Below are 17612 nucleotides of genomic sequence, written 5' to 3'. Positions count from 1 at the left end.
CTCCCGAAGGTTTTCCCTGACTCAACAAAAGGAGGTCACCGATGCCCTTTGCAACGATTGACGGACAACCGCTCCATTACCTCGACCAAGGCCGGGGGCCGGTGGTGCTGCTGGGCAGCAGCTATTTGTGGGACAGCAGCATGTGGGCGCCGCAGATTGACGCCCTGTCGAAGCACTGTCGGGTGATCGTTCCTGAGCTGTGGGGGCACGGCCAGTCCGGGCGCTTGCCGGAGGGCACGACTTCCCTGGACGACCTGGCGCGCCAGGCGCTGGCGTTGATGGATCATCTGGACGTCGGTTGTTTCAGCCTGGTGGGGCTGTCGGTGGGCGGGATGTGGGGCGCGCGATTGGCGTTGGCGGCGCCTGAACGCGTGCAATCGCTGGTGTTGATGGACACCTACGTCGGCGTCGAGCCGGAACCGACGCGCCTGTATTACTTCTCGCTATTCGACAAGATCGAGGCCAGCGGCGGCATTCCTGAACCGTTGCTGGATATCATCGTGCCGATCTTCTTCCGGCCAGGCATCGATCCGCAGTCGGCGCTTTATCAACAGTTCCGCGCCTCGCTCGCTGCGCTACCCGCCGATCGCCTGCGCAACAGTGTCGTACCGCTGGGGCGGATCATTTTCGGGCGGGACGATATCCTGCCGCGCCTGCCCGGACTGGACGCCGAGCGCACGCTGGTGATGTGCGGCGACCAGGACAAGCCACGGCCATCGGCCGAGGCGTTGGAAATGGCCAAGCTGATTGGCTGTCGGCATGTGCTGGTCCCGGAGGCGGGGCATATCTCGAATCTGGAGAACCCGGAGTTTGTGACCGAGGTGTTGCTGGAATTCTTGAAGCAAAAACGCTGACTTGTGGCGAGGGAGCTTGCTCCCGCTGGGCTGCGCAGCAGCCCCAAAAAAGCGCATGCGTTTAACCTGACGAACCGCAGCAAGACAGCCAGGGGCTGCTTCGCAACCCAGCGGGAGCAAGCTCCCTCGCCACGAAAGCAGTCGGCGGCGCGTCAGGTTTTTTGGGCTTTACTTCGGCCCGAGAATTTTCACCAGCTTGTCCGGCGATGGCGCGCCTTGCTGTTGTTGCAGTTCGCCTTTCTCATCGAGGTAGAAAATCGCCGGGGTGGCCGACAGCTCCAGTTCTTCCATCAGTTGCAGGTTGGCGTCGAGCTTGGCCTGGATGGCCGGCGGTATGTCCTTGAGCGGTTTGAGCGAGCTGCCCTTGCCGGCCGTTTCATGCTCGGCCAGGGCTTTCTCCGGTTCCTTGGCGGCCAGCAACGCGGCGGATTTACCTGGGCTGTCTTCGCGGATGATGCCCACCATGATGTGGCGCAACTGCACCTTGCCGGCCTTGACCCACGGTCGGGCCTGTTCCCAGAACATATTGCAGTATGGGCAATTGGGGTCGCTGAACAGGTACACAGTGCGCGGTGCGTCCTTGTTGCCGTCGGCGATCCAATTGCTCGCTTCCATTTTTGCCCAGATTTCCTTGGCCATCGGTGCATAGACCAGTTTTTGCAGCGGTTCGGCGCTCAGGTCCTTGCCCTCGGCGTCGTACAGGTTGCCCAGCAGAACGTGTTTACCATCCGGCGTCAGGTACAGGGCCATGCCACGGTTCTGGTATTGCGCCGCGTAACCTCGCAGCCCATCCGGTGCGTCGAAGGTGCCGACGATTTTCGCGCCCTTGGCTTCGATCTTCTTGATCGCCGCCGGCAACTCTTCGGCGTTAAGCACCGGGGTTTGCAAGAGTGCGCCGGCAAAGGCCAGGGTCAGCAGGTGGTGGAGGCGGGGCATGGCAGTGTCCTTGTCGCGGGGTGGGCCGCCGTGGTCGAGCCAGGCGTTTCGAAATTTTCCAGTGCGCGGGCCAGGCTCGCCTCCGACAACTCGCCCAGATGACTGCCCAGCAGGCGGCCGTCGGCGCTGTAGAACAAGGTTGTCGGTAATGCCATCGAGCCGACAGCCTGACCAAGACGACCGCTGCCATCGAACAGCACGTTTGTCAGGCTAAGGCCCTGGGTGGCCAGGTAGGTGCTGACGCTTTGCATGCTTTCGGCTTGATTGACGAACAGGAAGGTCAGGTCCGGGCGCTGCTTTTGTGCTTCTTCCAGTACCGGCATTTCACGCCGGCAGGGTGGGCACCACGTGGCCCAGAGATTGATCACCAAGGGGCCGCCCTGGTAGTCGGCGAGGTTCACGGTTTCGCCTTGGGCGTTGCGCAGATCGATCTCCGGCAAGCGGGTCCCTTGCTCATAAATCGTCAACGACATTGTTGCCACCAGCCAGAACAGCAGCCCGCTGCCGACGCTGAAACCCAGCGGGCGGCGCAGGCCCGGTCGGCGACGTGCCCATAGCAACGCAGCGATCAGCAGTGCGACGATGCCTGGCCAGGCCAGGAAACCGCCGTCGCGTAAATCGACAATCTGCCACGGATCGTCCTGGTAATGGTTCCAGTAGGCGGCGACAAAGCCGATTCTTGCGGCAAGCAGCCCCAGCAGGAACAGCCCGAACAGCACTGACTCGGGGTTCTCGCCACCGCGCTTGGCCACGCGCCAACCGACGAAGGTCGCCAGGGCCAGTGCGCTGATCAGCAGCAAATGGTTAAGGGCGATGGCGAAGGTGCCCAAGGTTAACGTCAGCATCAGGGCGCGTTCCGGGTCATGTTCCAGCGTTCCAGGAAACCCTTGGCGTCGATTTCGCCAGTGATCCGTTGGCTGCGGCGTTCCGTGCCGTCCGCGCCGATCCACAGCAGGCTCGGTGGCCCAGGCACCTGGTAGCGGCTTAGCAGTTCACGACTGGCGGCGCTGTCGGCGGTGACATCCAGGCGCAGCAGCCGCACGTCCTTGAGGGCGTCGAGCACTTCGGCGCGGCCGAACACCTGTTTTTCCATGATCTTGCAGGACACGCACCAGTCGGCGTAGTAATCCAGCAACACCCACTGGCCCTGCGCCTTGGCAGCGTCCAGTTCCCTTTGCAGGGCGGCAGGCTCGCTGACTGTAACAAAGGCATCGTCGGCGCTGAGGGTCGCGTTGCCTTGTCCCCCGCCGTAGATCTGCAGGGGCCTGAACAGGTCGTCGCTGCCGCCCGCTGCACCGATCACCAGCAGGCTGCCCCACAGGCCGAACAACAGCGACACGCTGCCCCACAGATAAGCGGCGCGACCGAATCCTTGAGTTTGGCGCCAGGCGCAATAGGCGGCGATCACCAGCAGCGCGCCCCACAGCCCGATCCACAGCGAGCCATCGATGATCGGGCGAATCATCAGCAACGCGGTGCCGAGGAACAAAAAGCCGAATACACCCTTGAGCAGGTTCATCCAGGCGCCGGGCTTAGGCAGGAAGCGATTGCCCACGGTTACCAGCAGCAACAGCGGCAGGCCCATGCCGACGCCCATGGTGAACAGGATCAGGCCTCCGTGCAGCGCGTTGCCGCTCTGGGCGATGTACAGCAGCGCACCGGCCAGCGGCGCGGTCATGCACGGGCCCACCAACAGGCCGGACAGTGCGCCGAGCACGCCGGCACCCACCAGGCTACCCCCGCGCCGCTGGCGGCCGGCGTTCTCCAGGCGATCACGCAGGGCGGCCGGCAGTTGAAGTTCGAAGAAACCGAACATGGGCAGCGCCAGCAACACGAAGATGGCCGCGAAACTGCCCAGCAGCCACGGTTGCTGCAGCAGCGCCTGGAGGTTGGCCCCCAACAGCGCGGCGAGCACGCCCATGGCGGCATACACCAAGGCCATGCTGATCACGTAGCTGCCGGCCAAGGCCAGACCGCGCCGGGGCCCGGCGCCACTGCCCACCACCAGCCCGGCCAGAATCGGCAGCATCGGCAGCGAGCAGGGGGTGAACGCCAGCAGCAGGCCCAGGCCGAAGAACACCAGCAGACTCCAGCCCAACGCGCGCTGTTGCAGACCGCTGGCCAAGGCCTGGTCCTGCGCCTCGCCGTTGGCCGCTACTGCTGCGCCGCCACCCAGGTCGACCACTTGGGTTTGGGGCGGATAGCACAGGCCCGCGTCGGCACAGCCTTGGAAGCCGACCTTGATCTTGCCGGTGGCCCCGGCGGGAATCTTCAGCTCCAGTGCCTGGCGATACACTTGCTGATCGCCGAAAAACTCGTCGCTGTGAGCTTCGCCTTCCGGCAACTTCGGCTTCTGCGCTTCGGTCAAACCGTCGAATTTGAGCCGCTGCTGATACAGGTAGTATCCGTCCGCGATCTGCCAGAACAACTGGGTCTCACCGGAATCCAGGCGTTGCGAGGAAAAGACGAAGGCCTTTTCCACCGGCAGGAAGTCGGGTTTGGTCTCGAAGGGATTGGCAGCCTGGGCCAGGCCTGAGAGCAGGAACAGCCATAGCAAAAGCAATCGACGCATGGGTAAAGCCTTAGAACGAAGCAGGTGGAAGGCACAATGGCGGCCGGCGATTAACCGTCGATTAACCTGGTCGACAACCGGTTTGCAGCAATGATCGCCCATATCGGGCGTACTCGTCGCATAATGTCGGCTTAATCGGCCGGCGGCCTAATGTACCTTTTTCAACGGGGCTCCCCATGCGCGTACTGGTCTGCGAAGACGATGAGTTGATCGCCAGCGGCATAGTCGCTGGGCTTGCGGCCCAAGGGCTGACGGTCGAACACGTCGCCACGGCAGCGGCGGCGCGGGCGATGATCGGCGTGGCTGAGTTCGATGTCATGGTGCTCGACCTTGGCCTGCCCGATGAGGACGGCCTCAAGCTGCTCCGGCAGTTGCGCCAGCAAGGCCTGGAGATTCCGGTGCTGATCCTCACCGCTCGTGATTCGGTGACCGACCGGGTCGAAGGCCTGCAGGCTGGAGCCGATGATTACTTGCTCAAGCCGTTCGACTTGCGCGAGCTGGCGGCGCGCCTGCACACCTTGTTGCGGCGCGTGGCCGGGCGCAGTGTCAACCTGATCGAGCACGGCCGCCTGACGTATGACCCCAGCAGCCGCGAAACCACTTTGGACGGTCATTCGGTGGACCTGTCCCGCCGCGAGCAGTCGTTGTTGCAGGCCCTGCTCCACAGCCGCGGGCGGGTGTTGTCCACCGAGCAGCTCAAGGACAGCGTCTACGGGTTCAACGACGAACTGGAAAGCAATGCCCTCAACGTGCATATCCATCATCTGCGGCGCAAGCTGGGCAACGGGATTGTCGAGACGGTGCGCGGCCTGGGTTATCGGCTGGGGCCGGCCGATGGTGGGGAATCCTCCAAGTGATGAGCTTGCGACTGCGGCTGAGCCTGACCCTTGGCGCGGCCTTCGCGCTGATCTGGGCCCTGGCCGCCGCCTGGATGCTCAGCGACCTGCGCAACCAGATGATGTTCTCCCTCGACCAGCGCCTGGTGGCTTCGGCGCGGATGGTCGCCGGGTTGCTGGAGCAACTGCCGCCCTTGCCGACCAAGGGTGACGGCACGCATTTCAGCGCCGAACAGCTGAGTATTCCGGGCGGCATGGCTTGCCAGGTCAGCTCCTTGCGCGGGGAGATCCTGGCGCGCAGCCACGGCACCCCGGAGCAACCTCTTGAAGCCGAGAAAATGGGTTTTCATGACCAGATGATCGACGGCGCGCCTTGGCGAAGTTTTACCTTGGCCCGAGGTGATTTGCGCATTACCACCGCCGACCGCCAGATCGAGCGCGAAGCCTTGAACATGTCGGTGTTGCTGGCGGCGTCGGTGCCGGTCGGCGTGGCGCTGCTCGGTTGCCTGTGCCTGTTGTGGCTCGGCATTGGCCAGGGTCTGGCGCCGCTCAACCGCATGCGTGATGCGTTGATGCGGCGCAACGCCGACTCCCTGGAGCCGCTGCAGATTCATCCGCTGCCCAGCGAGCTGCGTCCCTTGCTGGAAACTCAGAACCAGTTGCTCCAGCGCATCGGCAAGACCATCGAACGCGAGCGCCGCCTGACCGGCGACGCCGCTCATGAACTGCGCAGCCCGCTGACGGCCATCAAGACCCACCTGCAAGTGGCGCGCATGACCGAGGGCGCCGCGCGCGACCAGTCCCTGGCGCGAGCGGAGGAGGGCGCCGACCGGTTGCATCGCACGCTCGAACAACTGTTGTTGCTGGCCCGGGTCGAGGGCAGCCTGTCGTTCGATGACGGCGTGCAATGCAATGCCGAGCAGGTCGCACGGCTGGCCATCCAGGATGCGACCGGTGGCGCGCCCCAGCGGATCAGGCTGCATCGATCGCCGCAACTGTCCGACGCGCCAGTGCAGATGCCAGCGGTACTGGCCATCGCCGCGTTGCGCAATCTGCTGGAAAACGCCCTGCGCCATACGCCGGGCGATACCGAGGTCGAGCTGAACCTGGAGATGATCGGCCAACGTGTGCGTTTCCAGGTGCGCGACCAAGGTCCCGGCATTGCCGCCGACGATATCCAGCACCTGACCCAGCGCTTCTGGCGCAACGGCCAGAGCAATGGCTGCGGGTTGGGGCTGGCGATTGTCCAGGCCATCGTCCAGCGTTGCGGCTGTGGCTTGCACTTCGACAGCCGCCCGGATGGGCTGCGAGTTGAATTCACCGTGCCGGTGCAAGTGTCGCCTGTCCAGTGACGGGTTCCTGTGGGTAAATCCTTGCCTCGCTGATGCGTTTCCAACAGAAGCCTGCACGTGCGCCCCGAATGCGCACCTGCCCGGTGCGCCGTTTGGTTACTCATCGCGGGGTCGAAAAATGTCAGTCGCTCACAGTCCTATCCAAGCATTGCCTGTCCGGGTCAGTCCCACACCGGTCGAGACGCTCTATCAATTCAACGAATCGCCGTTGCTGGCCCGCCAGAACCGGCAGGAATCCAATGCCCGCAGTTACCCACGACGGATCCCCTTGGCCCTCAAGCGCGCCAAGGGCCTGTACGTTGAAGATGTCGAGGGCCGCACCTTCATCGATTGCCTGGCCGGCGCGGGCACGCTGGCCCTTGGGCACAATCACCCGGTAGTGATCGAGGCGATCCAGCAGGTGCTTGCCGATGAGCTGCCGCTGCATACCCTGGACCTGACCACGCCGGTCAAGGATCGCTTTGTCCAGGACCTGTTCGGCCTGTTGCCAGCGGCCCTCGCCGCCGAAGCGAAAATCCAGTTTTGCGGCCCCACGGGCACAGACGCGGTGGAAGCGGCCCTCAAGTTGGTGCGCACCGCCACGGGACGAAGCACCGTGCTGTCGTTCCAGGGCGGTTATCACGGCATGAGCCAAGGCGCGTTGAGCCTGATGGGCAGCCTGGGCCCTAAAAAGCCGTTGGGGGCCTTGCTCAGCAGTGGCGTGCAGTTCATGCCGTTTCCCTACGATTATCGGTGTCCGTTCGGGCTCGGGGGGGCTGAAGGCGTCAAGGCCAATCTGCATTACCTGGAAAACCTGCTGACCGACCCCGAGGCTGGCGTGCAGTTGCCCGCAGCGGTAATTGTCGAGGTGGTGCAGGGCGAAGGGGGTGTGATACCCGCCGATCTTGATTGGCTGCGCGGGTTGCGACGGATCACCGAGCGGGCCGGCGTGGCGCTGATCGTCGATGAGATCCAGAGCGGCTTTGGCCGAACCGGCAAGATGTTTGCGTTCGAGCACGCCGGGATCATTCCGGACGTGGTCGTGCTGTCCAAGGCCATCGGCGGCAGCCTGCCGCTAGCGGTGGTGGTGTATCGCGACTGGCTCGACACCTGGCTGCCGGGCGCCCACGCCGGGACTTTCCGGGGCAACCAGATGGCCATGGCGGCGGGTAGCGCGGTCATGCGCTACCTGGTCGAACACAACGTGCCGGCCCATGCCGCCGCCATGGGCGAGCGCCTGAGCGAACACCTGCATATCCTGCAGAGGGACTTCCCGCAATTGGGCGACATTCGTGGTCGCGGGCTGATGCTCGGCGTCGAGCTGGTAGACCCGGCCGGCACATCGGACGCCTTGGGCCATCCACCGGTGGATGCACGGCTGGCGCCACGGCTGCAGCGTGAATGCCTCAAGCGTGGGCTGATCCTGGAGTTGGGTGGTCGACAGGGCGGCGTGGTGCGTTTCCTGCCGCCGCTGATCATTACCGCAGCGGAGATCGACCGGGTCGCGGAGATTTTTCGGCGTGCCTTGGAAGCCGCCGTGGCCGACACCTAATTTTCATCCGGTCCGGTACGTTCCTTTTCATACCTTGGCTGCGCCTGCGCGCGGCGAACCTTGAGCAACGATGGAGAACCACCCATGACTTCAGTATTCGACCGCGAGGACATCCTCTTCCAGGTCGTGGTCAACCACGAAGAGCAGTATTCGATCTGGCCGGACTACAAGGCCGTTCCGGAAGGCTGGCGCACCGTTGGCAAAAGCGGTTTCAAAAAGGAATGCCTGGCTTATATCGAAGAGGTCTGGACCGATATGCGACCGTTGAGCCTGCGCAAGAAGATGGAAGAGCAGGCGACTGCGGCTCATTGAACAGCGGTCCAGCTTCTGTCGAGAGCGAGCGGGCTCGCTCTCGACAGGTTGTCCCGGTTTACTTGAACCGCCGCTCCACCCCTTTCTCCACCAGGATCTTCGCCGAAATCTCCTCCACGGAAAAATGCGTGGAGTTGATGTGGGGAATGTTCTCCCGCCGGAACAGGTTTTCCACCTCGCGCACCTCGAACTCGCATTGCGCGTAGCTCGAATAGCGGCTGTTGGGCTTGCGTTCGTTGCGTATCGCGGTAAGGCGGTCCGGGTCGATGGTCAGGCCAAACAGCTTGTGCTGGTGGGCGCGCAGGGCGCTCGGCAGTTGCAGGCGCTCCATGTCGTCTTCGGTCAGCGGATAGTTGGCCGCGCGGATACCAAATTGCATCGCCATGTACAGGCACGTCGGCGTCTTACCACATCGCGACACGCCCACTAGGATCAGGTCGGCCTTGTCGTAATAATGCGTGCGGGCGCCGTCGTCGTTGTCCAGTGCGAAGTTGACCGCTTCGATCCGCTCCATGTAGTTGGAGTTGTGGCCAATGGAATGTGACTTGCCGACCGAGTAGGAGGAATGCTCGCTCAATTCCTGCTCGAGCGGCGCGAGGAACGTGGAAAAAATGTCGATCATGAAACCATTGGACGTTGCGAGAATCTCACGGATGTCCTGATTGACGATGGTATCGAAGATGATCGGACGAAAACCGTCGGTTTCGGCGGCTTTATTGATTTGCTGTACCATGGCCCGCGCCTTGTCGACGCTGTCTATGTAGGGACGTGTCAGCTTGGTGAAGGTAATGTTCTCGAACTGCGCCAACAGGCTCTGGCCCAGCGTTTCGGCCGTGATGCCGGTGCCGTCGGAAATAAAGAAAGCAGATCGTTTCATTTGCGCCTTGGGCCTTAAGCTAGTGAGCTCGTAACGATTCTTGGATATGATAGGCGCGATTTGCCGGCCGCCCGTGGCCCGCATTCTCACTTATTTTCCAGGTCCAGGCCATATCGCCGGTGACTCGCTCCCCTGGAGCTACCGGTTCTTGAGCTTTTCCAACACAGTTAGTGGAGAGATCACCTTGGTAGAGTACGTAGTTTCCCTCGATAAGCTCGGCGTCCATGATGTAGAGCATGTGGGGGGCAAGAACGCATCCCTGGGCGAGATGATCAGTAACCTCGCCGGCGCCGGTGTATCGGTGCCAGGTGGCTTCGCCACGACCGCCCAGGCTTATCGTGATTTCCTGGAACTGAGCGGCCTGAACCAGCAGATCCACGATGCGCTCGACGCCCTCGACGTCGATGACGTCAATGCCCTGGCCAAGACCGGCGCCCAGATCCGCCAATGGATCATGGAAGCCGAATTCCCCGAGAAGCTGAACGCCGAAATCCGCACCGCCTTTGCCAAGCTCTCCGAAGGCAACCCCGATATTGCCGTCGCCGTACGCTCATCGGCCACTGCCGAAGACCTGCCGGACGCGTCCTTTGCCGGTCAGCAGGAAACCTTCCTGAACATCCGTGGCGTGGAAAACGTCATCCGGGCCGCCAAGGAAGTCTTCGCCTCCCTTTTCAACGACCGTGCCATTTCCTACCGCGTGCACCAGGGCTTTGACCACAAGCTGGTCGCCCTGTCCGCCGGTGTGCAGCGCATGGTCCGCTCCGAAACCGGCACCGCCGGCGTGATGTTCACCCTCGACACCGAGTCGGGTTTCCGTGACGTGGTGTTCATCACCGGTGCCTACGGCCTGGGTGAGACCGTCGTACAAGGCGCGGTGAACCCGGACGAATTCTATGTCCACAAGGGCACGCTGGAAGCCGGTCGCCCGGCGATCCTGCGTCGCAACCTGGGCAGCAAGGCCATCAAGATGATCTACGGCGACGAAGCCAAGGCGGGTCGCTCAGTGAAAACTGTCGACGTCGACAAGGCCGATCGCGCGCGTTTCTGCCTGAGCGATGCCGAAGTCAGCGAACTGGCCAAGCAGGCCATGACCATCGAGAAGCACTACAAGTGCCCGATGGACATCGAGTGGGCCAAGGACGGTGACGACGGCAAGCTGTACATCGTGCAGGCCCGTCCGGAAACCGTGAAGAGCCGCACCCAGGCCAATGTCATGGAGCGCTACCTGCTCAAGGAAACCGGCACCGTACTGGTGGAAGGTCGTGCCATCGGCCAGCGCATCGGCGCCGGCAAGGTGCGGATCATCAAGGACGTCTCGGAGATGGACAAGGTCCAGGCCGGCGACGTACTGGTTTCCGACATGACCGACCCGGACTGGGAACCCGTCATGAAGCGCGCCAGCGCCATCGTCACCAACCGTGGCGGGCGTACTTGCCACGCGGCAATCATTGCCCGTGAACTGGGGATCCCGGCAGTGGTGGGTTGCGGCAACGCCACCCAATTGCTCAAGGACGGCCAGGGCGTGACCGTTTCCTGCGCCGAAGGCGATACCGGCTACATTTTCGAAGGCGAACTGGGCTTCGACATCAAGAAAAACTCCGTGGACGCGATGCCGGAGCTGCCGTTCAAGATCATGATGAACGTCGGCAACCCGGACCGCGCTTTCGACTTCGCGCAGTTGCCGAATGCCGGCGTGGGCCTGGCCCGCCTCGAATTCATCATCAACCGCATGATCGGCGTGCACCCCAAGGCACTGCTGAACTACGACGGCCTGCCTCAGGAAATCAAGGACAGCGTCGACAAGCGTATCGCCGGCTACAACGACCCGGTCGGTTTCTATGTCGAGAAGCTGGTGGAAGGCATCAGTACCCTGGCAGCGGCGTTCTACCCGAAAAAGGTCATCGTGCGCCTGTCGGACTTCAAGTCCAACGAATACGCCAACCTGATCGGCGGCAAGCTCTACGAGCCGGAAGAAGAAAACCCGATGCTGGGCTTTCGTGGCGCTTCGCGCTATATCAGCGAATCTTTCCGTGACTGCTTCGAGCTCGAGTGCCGCGCCCTCAAGCGCGTGCGCAACGAGATGGGCCTGACCAACGTCGAGATCATGGTGCCGTTCGTGCGCACCCTCGGCGAAGCGAGCCAAGTGGTCGACCTGCTGGCGGAAAACGGCCTGGCCCGTGGCGAAAACGGCCTTCGCGTGATCATGATGTGCGAACTGCCGTCCAACGCGATCCTGGCTGAAGAATTCCTCGAATTCTTCGACGGTTTCTCCATCGGCTCCAACGACCTGACCCAGTTGACCCTGGGCCTGGATCGCGACTCCGGGATCATCGCCCACCTGTTCGACGAGCGGAACCCGGCGGTGAAGAAGTTGCTGGCCAATGCCATCGCCGCCTGTAACAAGGCCGGCAAGTACATTGGTATCTGCGGCCAAGGCCCTTCGGACCACCCTGACCTGGCCAAGTGGCTGATGGAGCAGGGCATCGAAAGCGTTTCGCTGAACCCGGACTCCGTACTGGAAACCTGGTTCTTCCTGGCTGAGGGTCAGGCTGCGGTCTGATTGAGTGAAGGGGCCCCGTTGGCCCCTTTTGATTGAAGCAGGGCGGGCTCCGCACGGAATCCGCCTTTTTTGTGCAAGAGCATCATGCAAAGCAGCAGCAACTTATTTCCTGTCGCCCTGATCAGCGCCGAGCGGCGTGGTGATCTGAGCGAAGATGTCTATCGCTTGAAACCCGGCAACAGCCCGGACTACAGCGTCGAACTGGCCGTCACCCGCCTGGGCATGGCGGATGCCGGCGAACGCCGTGGCGTCCCGGTGATCCTGCTGCACGGCAGCTTTTCCAACCGGCGCTTCTGGTATTCGCCCAAGGGCCTTGGGCTTGGGGCGTATCTGGTGCGGCGTGGGTTTGATGTCTGGATTCCCGAGATGCGCGGTCATGGGCTGTCCCAACGCAACCGGGGCTACCGCAACAACCGCGTCGCCGACTATGCCCGTTACGACTTGCCGGCCATCGGCGCCTTTGTGCGTGAGCAAAGCGGCCAGGTGCCCCATTGGATCGGTCATTCCCTGGGTGGCATTACCTTGGCGGCAGCCTTGGGCGGGCATTATCTGGGCGAGCCCGCCGTGGCGTCGGCGGCGTTTTTCGGTACTCAGGTCAGCCGCACCTATTGGCCGCTGAAAATTCCGCCGGTGGAGTGGAGCGGAAGATTCATCCTCAAGCGGTTTGCGCAACTGTCTGGCTCAAGGCTCAAGCGCGGCCCGGAGGACGAGCCCATCGGGCTGGCCCTGGAGAGCATGCGCTGGTATGGGCTGTTCGGGCGTTTCGGCGATGCCGAAAAAAACTGGTGGGCAGGCCTGGCCGATGTGCAAGTGCCGGTGCTGGCGGTGAGTGCCGCCGGCGATCGTCAGGACCCGACCTGGGCCTGTCGTAAGTTGTTCGAGCAGATCGGTTCCGGGTACAAACAGTTCGTCTGTCTCGGCCGGGAGCAGGGCTTCAGCGACGATTTTGGCCATGTTCAAATGCTCGTCAGCAAAGCCGCGCACGCCGAGGTCTGGCCGCTGGTGGCGCGCTGGCTGGAAAATCAATGCGCGCCGCTGTTGGCGGAACCGTCCGGATTGGCCGAAGCTGTTTAACGCGAAGGCCCTGGACAGGGGCATTTCGCTCTGGTCGGCTAGCGGCTAAGATATGACGCGCTACGTTGTTCCGGTCACAAACGGTTGTTCATTCAGCCAGACGTTCAAGCCCTGCAGGAGTTGTTCGATGAACCATTACCTCACGCCCGACCTGTGCGATGCCTATCCGGACCTGGTGCAAGTATTGGAGCCGATGTTCAGCAATTTCGGTGGCCGCGATTCGTTCGGCGGCGAAATCGTGACCATCAAGTGCTTCGAAGACAACTCGCTGGTCAAGGAGCAGGTTGAACTCAAGGGCAATGGGAAAGTGCTGGTCGTGGATGGCGGCGGTTCCCTGCGTCGGGCCCTGCTGGGCGACATGCTCGCGGAAAAAGCCGCGAAGAACGGCTGGGAAGGCTTGGTGATCTACGGTTGCATCCGCGACGTCGACGTCATTGCCCAGACCGACCTGGGCGTCCAGGCCCTGGCCAGTCATCCGATGAAAACCGACAAGCGCGGCATCGGCGATCTCAATGTTGCCGTGACCTTCGCCGGCGTGACCTTTCGTCCGGGCGAGTATGTCTATGCGGACAACAACGGCGTGATCGTCTCGCCAAGCCCACTGAAAATGCCTGAATGAAACGAAATAGCCATAAGGGATGAGGATGTTCGAGGAAGAAAACGCGCAATGGGGGCTGGTTCATGCCCTGGTGCTGGATGGTAAAGGCGGCGCGCGTTCGATAGCCCGGACCGAACTTGACGATTTGCAGTTGCAGGCCCATGAAAGCCTGTGGCTGCACTGGGATCGCAGCCATCCACAAACCCATACGTGGTTGCGCAAATCCAGTGGCTTGAGTGAATTCAACTGCGATCTGTTGCTGGAAGAGAACACCCGGCCACGCTTGTTGCCCCTGCCCAATGCCGAATTGCTGCTGTTTCTTCGCGGGATCAACCTCAATCCGGGTGCCGAGCCTGAAGACATGGTGTCGGTGCGCATCTTTGCCTCGGCCCAGCGTGTGATCTCCCTGCGGTTGCGCCCACTGCGCGCCACCGATGAGCTGCTGGCGGAGCTGGTTGAAGGCAAGGGTCCGAAGACCGCGTCGGAACTCATCCTTTATATGGCGCAATACCTGACCAATAAAGTGCAGGACCTGGTGACGTGCCTGTCTGAAATCGTCGACAGCGAGGAAGAAAAACTCGATACCGACGAACGGTATACACCCGAGCACGACGCCATTTTGCACATCCGTCGCAGGGCCGCCGGACTGAAGCGATTCCTGGCGCCACAGCGGGACATCTTCGGCCAGATGTCGCGGATCAAGTTGCCTTGGTTCGTCGAGGACGATGGCGACTATTGGAATGAATTGAACAACAGCCTGACGCGCTACCTCGAAGAGCTGGAATTGACCCGAGAGCGCGTGGGGCTTGTGCTGGAGGCCGAGGACCGGCGTCTTTCGGTGCGCATGAACCGCACCATGTACCGCTTCGGCATCATTACCGGGATCTTCCTGCCGATGAGTTTTCTCACCGGCCTGCTGGGTATCAATGTCGGCGGCATTCCCTTGTCCGACAGCCCTTACGGATTCCTGGTCGCCTGCCTGCTGATGGCGTGCGTGGCCTTGGGGCAATGGTGGTTATTCCGCCGTTTGCGTTGGGTGTGATGGGCTTTCATGTGACCCGACGAAATCTGGTCGCGTCTTCCACAGACATCACGAGAGGTGCGTATGCACGATCCGTTCGAACAGTCTCTGCGCGACATGCTCAAGGCCTCGCCGTCCAGCCGGGACGACGATGCATGCCTGGGGCGTGTACTGAAAACCGCCAACCGCCAGGTCGGCGCCGGCGATCTGTTCAGCCTGCTGGGCCGTTGGTTGCCCGCGCTGATGATCGCGTTGAACAACGGGTCGGCCCATGTCTCGCCGGTTTCCCGTCGCAAACCTGTTACTCGCACCGCTGATAAGGCTGATTGAATATGGAACTTGATCTCTGGACCCAGAGCCTCGTCACGGCAATGACTGCGTTGTGGACCAAGATAGCTAATTTTATCCCCAACCTTTTTGGCGCCCTGGTGGTGCTGTTGCTGGGGTTCGTCGTGGCCAAGCTGCTGGACACGCTGCTTTCCAAGCTGCTCGCCAAATTGGGCCTCGACCGCCTGATGGGCGGCACCGGCCTGACCAAACTGTTGTCTCGCGGCGGCATCCAGGTGCCGATCTCGACGCTGGTGGGCAAGATCGTCTATTGGTTCGTGCTGCTTATATTTCTTGTGTCGGCGGCTGAATCCCTGGGCCTGGAGCGCGTTTCAGCTACGCTCGACATGCTTGCGCTGTATTTGCCGAAGGTGTTTGGCGCGGCGTTGGTGTTGCTGGTGGGCGTCCTGTTGGCGCAACTGGCCAACGGGCTGGTACGCGGCGCCGCCGAGGGCGTTGGACTGGACTACGCTTCGGGACTTGGGCGAATCGCCCAAGGGCTTGTCATCATCATCAGTATTTCGGTCGCGATCAGCCAGTTGGAGGTCAAGACTGACCTGCTCAACCATGTGATCGTGATTGTCTTGATTACCGTTGGTCTGGCGGTTGCGCTGGCGATGGGGTTGGGAAGCCGGGAAATCGCCGGTCAGATTCTTGCGGGAATCTATGTGCGTGAGCTGTATGAGGTTGGACAACAAGTGCGTGTTGGCGAGGTCGAAGGCCAGATCGAAGAGATCGGCACGGTGAAAACCACATTGCTGACCGAAGAGGGCGAGCTGGTGTCGCTTTCCAATCGGATCCTGCTGGAACAGCATGTGAGTAGCCGCTAACCCGGCAAACCCTGCTAATGTATGCCGCCGCGAAATGCCTGCCACCGCAGGGTGCGGCGCACATTGACCTAGACTGTCGGCCCGACTTGTTTTGAACAAACCCCAATCGCTATCCACGCGCTACGACCCCCGTGATCTCTCTGATGAGGAGTTGGTCGCGCGCGCGCATACGGAGCTGTTTCACGTTACGCGGGCCTACGAAGAGTTGATGCGCCGCTACCAGCGGACATTATTTAACGTTTGTGCACGATATCTTGGGAACGATCGCGACGCTGACGATGTCTGTCAGGAGGTGATGTTGAAGGTGCTGTACGGCCTGAAGAACTTCGAGGGGAAATCGAAGTTCAAGACTTGGCTATACAGCATCACTTACAACGAATGCATCACGCAGTATCGCAAGGAACGGCGAAAGCGTCGCTTGATGGATGCATTGAGCCTTGACCCTCTCGAGGAAGCGTCCGAAGAAAAGGCGCCCAAGCCCGAGGAAAAAGGTGGACTCGATCGCTGGCTGGTTTATGTGAACCCGATCGATCGGGAAATTCTGGTGCTACGATTTGTCGCAGAACTGGAATTCCAGGAGATCGCAGACATAATGCATATGGGTTTGAGTGCGACAAAAATGCGTTACAAGCGCGCTCTCGATAAGCTACGTGAGAAATTTGCGGGCATTGCTGAAACTTAGTTCGGCGCAAATATCTCTTACGTGTAGGCAAGTTCTGATAGACTTGCCGCCGAGTTGTCCCCCGGTTTGCGGGACTGCTTCACAATCACCAGATGGGGATTTAACGGATGAAACTGAAAAACACCTTGGGCTTTGCCATTGGTTCTTTGATTGCTGCCACTTCGTTCGGCGCTCTGGCACAAGGCCAAGGCGCAGTTGAAATCGAAGGCTTCGCCAAGAAAGAAATGTTCGACAGCGCTCGTGACTTCAAGAACAACGGCAACCTGTTCGGCGGTTCGGTCGGTTACTTCCTGACCGACGACGTTGAACTGCGTCTGGCCTACGACGAAGTGCACAACGCACGTACCGACGATGGCACTAACGTCAAGGGCGCCAACACCGCTCTGGACGCTCTGTACCACTTCAACAACCCAGGCGACATGCTGCGTCCATACGTCTCTGCCGGTTTCTCGGACCAGAGCATCGACCAGAATGGCAGCAACGGTCGTAACCGTTCTACCTTCGCCAACGTTGGTGGCGGCGCCAAGCTGTATTTCACTGACAACTTCTACGCCCGTGCCGGCGTTGAAGCTCAGTACAACATCGACCAGGGCGACACCGAGTGGGCGCCAAGCGTCGGTATCGGTGTGAACTTCGGTGGCGGCTCCAAGCCTGCTGCTGCTCCAGTTCCAGCGCCAGCTGAAGTCTGCTCCGACAGCGACAACGATGGCGTGTGCGACAACGTCGACAAGTGCCCTGACACCCCAGCCAACGTAACCGTTGACGCTGATGGCTGCCCAGCTGTTGCTGAAGTCGTACGTGTTGAGCTGGACGTCAAGTTCGACTTCGACAAGTCGGTCGTTAAAGAAAACAGCTACGGCGACATCAAGAACCTGGCTGATTTCATGAAGCAGTACCCATCCACCAGCACCACTGTTGAAGGTCACACTGACTCCGTCGGTCCTGACGCTTACAACCAGAAGCTGTCTGAGCGTCGTGCAAACGCCGTTAAGCAAGTTCTGACCAACCAGTACGGTGTTGAATCGTCCCGCGTTCAGTCTGTTGGCTACGGCGAATCCCGCCCAGTTGCTGACAACGCCACTGAAGCTGGTCGTGCAGTTAACCGTCGCGTAGAAGCGCAGGTTGAAGCCCAAGCTAAGTAATTAGCCCACAGCTTTGGAAAAGCCCGGCCTAGGCCGGGCTTTTCTTTGCGTGGGATTTATGGAAATCAGGGGGCTGGGAAAGCACGAGACCTGTGGGAGCGAGCTTGC

General features: G+C 61.3%; 17 protein-coding genes. 13 read left to right on the top strand and 4 right to left on the bottom strand.

What is annotated here, in order from left to right; all coding sequences use genetic code 11:
* Nucleotides 1-41 precede the first annotated feature (41 nt).
* Nucleotides 42-854 carry an alpha/beta fold hydrolase gene (locus tag HU742_RS17365; protein ID WP_186643131.1) on the top strand — a complete coding sequence of 271 codons (813 nt, stop codon included), beginning with the start codon at nt 42-44 and terminating at the stop codon, nt 852-854.
* Between the two features lie 168 nt (nt 855-1022).
* Here HU742_RS17365 and dsbG read toward each other — a convergent pair whose 3' ends face one another.
* The 3 genes from dsbG to dsbD are packed head-to-tail and all read right to left on the bottom strand — an operon-like array spanning nt 1023 to nt 4362.
* Nucleotides 1023-1790: a thiol:disulfide interchange protein DsbG gene (gene dsbG / locus HU742_RS17360; RefSeq protein WP_186636736.1), complete on the bottom strand. Its 768-nt coding sequence runs from the start codon at nt 1788-1790 to the stop codon at nt 1023-1025.
* Nucleotides 1766-2635: a TlpA family protein disulfide reductase gene (locus HU742_RS17355; RefSeq protein WP_186643132.1), complete on the bottom strand. Its 870-nt coding sequence runs from the start codon at nt 2633-2635 to the stop codon at nt 1766-1768. Before HU742_RS17355 ends, dsbG begins: the two co-directional genes overlap by 25 nt.
* The gene (dsbD, locus tag HU742_RS17350) at nt 2635-4362 is read right to left on the bottom strand and encodes a protein-disulfide reductase DsbD (RefSeq protein WP_186643133.1); all 1728 of its coding nucleotides are present in this window, start codon (nt 4360-4362) and stop codon (nt 2635-2637) included. The genes HU742_RS17355 and dsbD overlap by 1 nt, the downstream gene beginning before the upstream one ends.
* A 176-nt stretch (nt 4363-4538) precedes the next feature.
* Between dsbD and HU742_RS17345 the strand changes: the two genes are divergently transcribed.
* From HU742_RS17345 to HU742_RS17330, 4 genes are all read left to right on the top strand, one after another.
* Complete coding sequence (locus HU742_RS17345) at nt 4539-5219, top strand: response regulator (protein ID WP_186636721.1); 681 nt, start codon at nt 4539-4541, stop codon at nt 5217-5219.
* Entirely contained in the window at nt 5216-6550 is a 1335-nt protein-coding gene (locus HU742_RS17340; RefSeq protein ID WP_186643134.1) for a sensor histidine kinase, read from the top strand. The genes HU742_RS17345 and HU742_RS17340 overlap by 4 nt, the downstream gene beginning before the upstream one ends.
* A 118-nt stretch (nt 6551-6668) precedes the next feature.
* Nucleotides 6669-8081 carry an aspartate aminotransferase family protein gene (locus HU742_RS17335; protein ID WP_186643135.1) on the top strand — a complete coding sequence of 471 codons (1413 nt, stop codon included), beginning with the start codon at nt 6669-6671 and terminating at the stop codon, nt 8079-8081.
* An 84-nt stretch (nt 8082-8165) separates the two neighbouring features.
* Complete coding sequence (locus HU742_RS17330) at nt 8166-8393, top strand: MbtH family protein (protein ID WP_186609895.1); 228 nt, start codon at nt 8166-8168, stop codon at nt 8391-8393.
* Nucleotides 8394-8451: 58 nt separating this feature from the next.
* Here HU742_RS17330 and ppsR read toward each other — a convergent pair whose 3' ends face one another.
* Nucleotides 8452-9270, bottom strand: a complete 819-nt coding sequence (gene ppsR / locus HU742_RS17325) for a posphoenolpyruvate synthetase regulatory kinase/phosphorylase PpsR (protein WP_186609894.1) — start codon at nt 9268-9270, stop codon at nt 8452-8454.
* A 184-nt stretch (nt 9271-9454) separates the two neighbouring features.
* Between ppsR and ppsA the strand changes: the two genes are divergently transcribed.
* The 8 genes from ppsA to HU742_RS17285 all read left to right on the top strand — a co-directional run bounded on the left by ppsA (nt 9455) and on the right by HU742_RS17285 (nt 17504).
* Nucleotides 9455-11830: a phosphoenolpyruvate synthase gene (gene ppsA, locus HU742_RS17320; RefSeq protein WP_186643136.1), complete on the top strand. Its 2376-nt coding sequence runs from the start codon at nt 9455-9457 to the stop codon at nt 11828-11830.
* A gap of 84 nt (nt 11831-11914) precedes the next feature.
* Nucleotides 11915-12904, top strand: coding sequence for an alpha/beta fold hydrolase (locus HU742_RS17315; protein WP_186636712.1), 990 nt, complete (start codon nt 11915-11917; stop codon nt 12902-12904).
* A 127-nt stretch (nt 12905-13031) separates the two neighbouring features.
* Nucleotides 13032-13523: a ribonuclease E activity regulator RraA gene (rraA, locus tag HU742_RS17310; RefSeq protein ID WP_041021633.1), complete on the top strand. Its 492-nt coding sequence runs from the start codon at nt 13032-13034 to the stop codon at nt 13521-13523.
* A 25-nt stretch (nt 13524-13548) separates the two neighbouring features.
* Complete coding sequence (cmaX, locus tag HU742_RS17305) at nt 13549-14544, top strand: divalent cation transporter CmaX (protein WP_186636710.1); 996 nt, start codon at nt 13549-13551, stop codon at nt 14542-14544.
* A gap of 63 nt (nt 14545-14607) precedes the next feature.
* Nucleotides 14608-14853, top strand: a complete 246-nt coding sequence (locus HU742_RS17300) for a hypothetical protein (protein ID WP_014337331.1) — start codon at nt 14608-14610, stop codon at nt 14851-14853.
* Nucleotides 14854-14855: 2 nt separating this feature from the next.
* Entirely contained in the window at nt 14856-15680 is an 825-nt protein-coding gene (locus tag HU742_RS17295) for a mechanosensitive ion channel family protein (RefSeq protein ID WP_045155488.1), read from the top strand.
* Between the two features lie 91 nt (nt 15681-15771).
* Nucleotides 15772-16362, top strand: a complete 591-nt coding sequence (gene sigX / locus HU742_RS17290) for an RNA polymerase sigma factor SigX (RefSeq protein WP_025212681.1) — start codon at nt 15772-15774, stop codon at nt 16360-16362.
* Nucleotides 16363-16469: 107 nt separating this feature from the next.
* Nucleotides 16470-17504, top strand: a complete 1035-nt coding sequence (locus tag HU742_RS17285; RefSeq protein ID WP_058542369.1) for an OmpA family protein — start codon at nt 16470-16472, stop codon at nt 17502-17504.
* Nucleotides 17505-17612 lie beyond the last annotated feature (108 nt).

Source organism: Pseudomonas marvdashtae (assembly GCF_014268655.2).
Classification (GTDB): Bacteria; Pseudomonadota; Gammaproteobacteria; order Pseudomonadales; family Pseudomonadaceae; genus Aquipseudomonas; species Aquipseudomonas marvdashtae.
This window is presented reverse-complemented; position numbering and strand designations above follow the sequence as displayed.

Coding starts and splice junctions, on each gene's coding strand:
- HU742_RS17365 (WP_186643131.1), top strand. CDS start 42: ATGCCCTTTGCAACGATTGACGGACAACCGCTCCATTACCTCGACCAA.
- dsbG (WP_186636736.1), bottom strand. CDS start 1,790: ATGCCCCGCCTCCACCACCTGCTGACCCTGGCCTTTGCCGGCGCACTC.
- HU742_RS17355 (WP_186643132.1), bottom strand. CDS start 2,635: ATGCTGACGTTAACCTTGGGCACCTTCGCCATCGCCCTTAACCATTTG.
- dsbD (WP_186643133.1), bottom strand. CDS start 4,362: ATGCGTCGATTGCTTTTGCTATGGCTGTTCCTGCTCTCAGGCCTGGCC.
- HU742_RS17345 (WP_186636721.1), top strand. CDS start 4,539: ATGCGCGTACTGGTCTGCGAAGACGATGAGTTGATCGCCAGCGGCATA.
- HU742_RS17335 (WP_186643135.1), top strand. CDS start 6,669: ATGTCAGTCGCTCACAGTCCTATCCAAGCATTGCCTGTCCGGGTCAGT.
- HU742_RS17330 (WP_186609895.1), top strand. CDS start 8,166: ATGACTTCAGTATTCGACCGCGAGGACATCCTCTTCCAGGTCGTGGTC.
- ppsR (WP_186609894.1), bottom strand. CDS start 9,270: ATGAAACGATCTGCTTTCTTTATTTCCGACGGCACCGGCATCACGGCC.
- HU742_RS17315 (WP_186636712.1), top strand. CDS start 11,915: ATGCAAAGCAGCAGCAACTTATTTCCTGTCGCCCTGATCAGCGCCGAG.
- rraA (WP_041021633.1), top strand. CDS start 13,032: ATGAACCATTACCTCACGCCCGACCTGTGCGATGCCTATCCGGACCTG.
- cmaX (WP_186636710.1), top strand. CDS start 13,549: ATGTTCGAGGAAGAAAACGCGCAATGGGGGCTGGTTCATGCCCTGGTG.
- HU742_RS17300 (WP_014337331.1), top strand. CDS start 14,608: ATGCACGATCCGTTCGAACAGTCTCTGCGCGACATGCTCAAGGCCTCG.
- HU742_RS17295 (WP_045155488.1), top strand. CDS start 14,856: ATGGAACTTGATCTCTGGACCCAGAGCCTCGTCACGGCAATGACTGCG.
- HU742_RS17285 (WP_058542369.1), top strand. CDS start 16,470: ATGAAACTGAAAAACACCTTGGGCTTTGCCATTGGTTCTTTGATTGCT.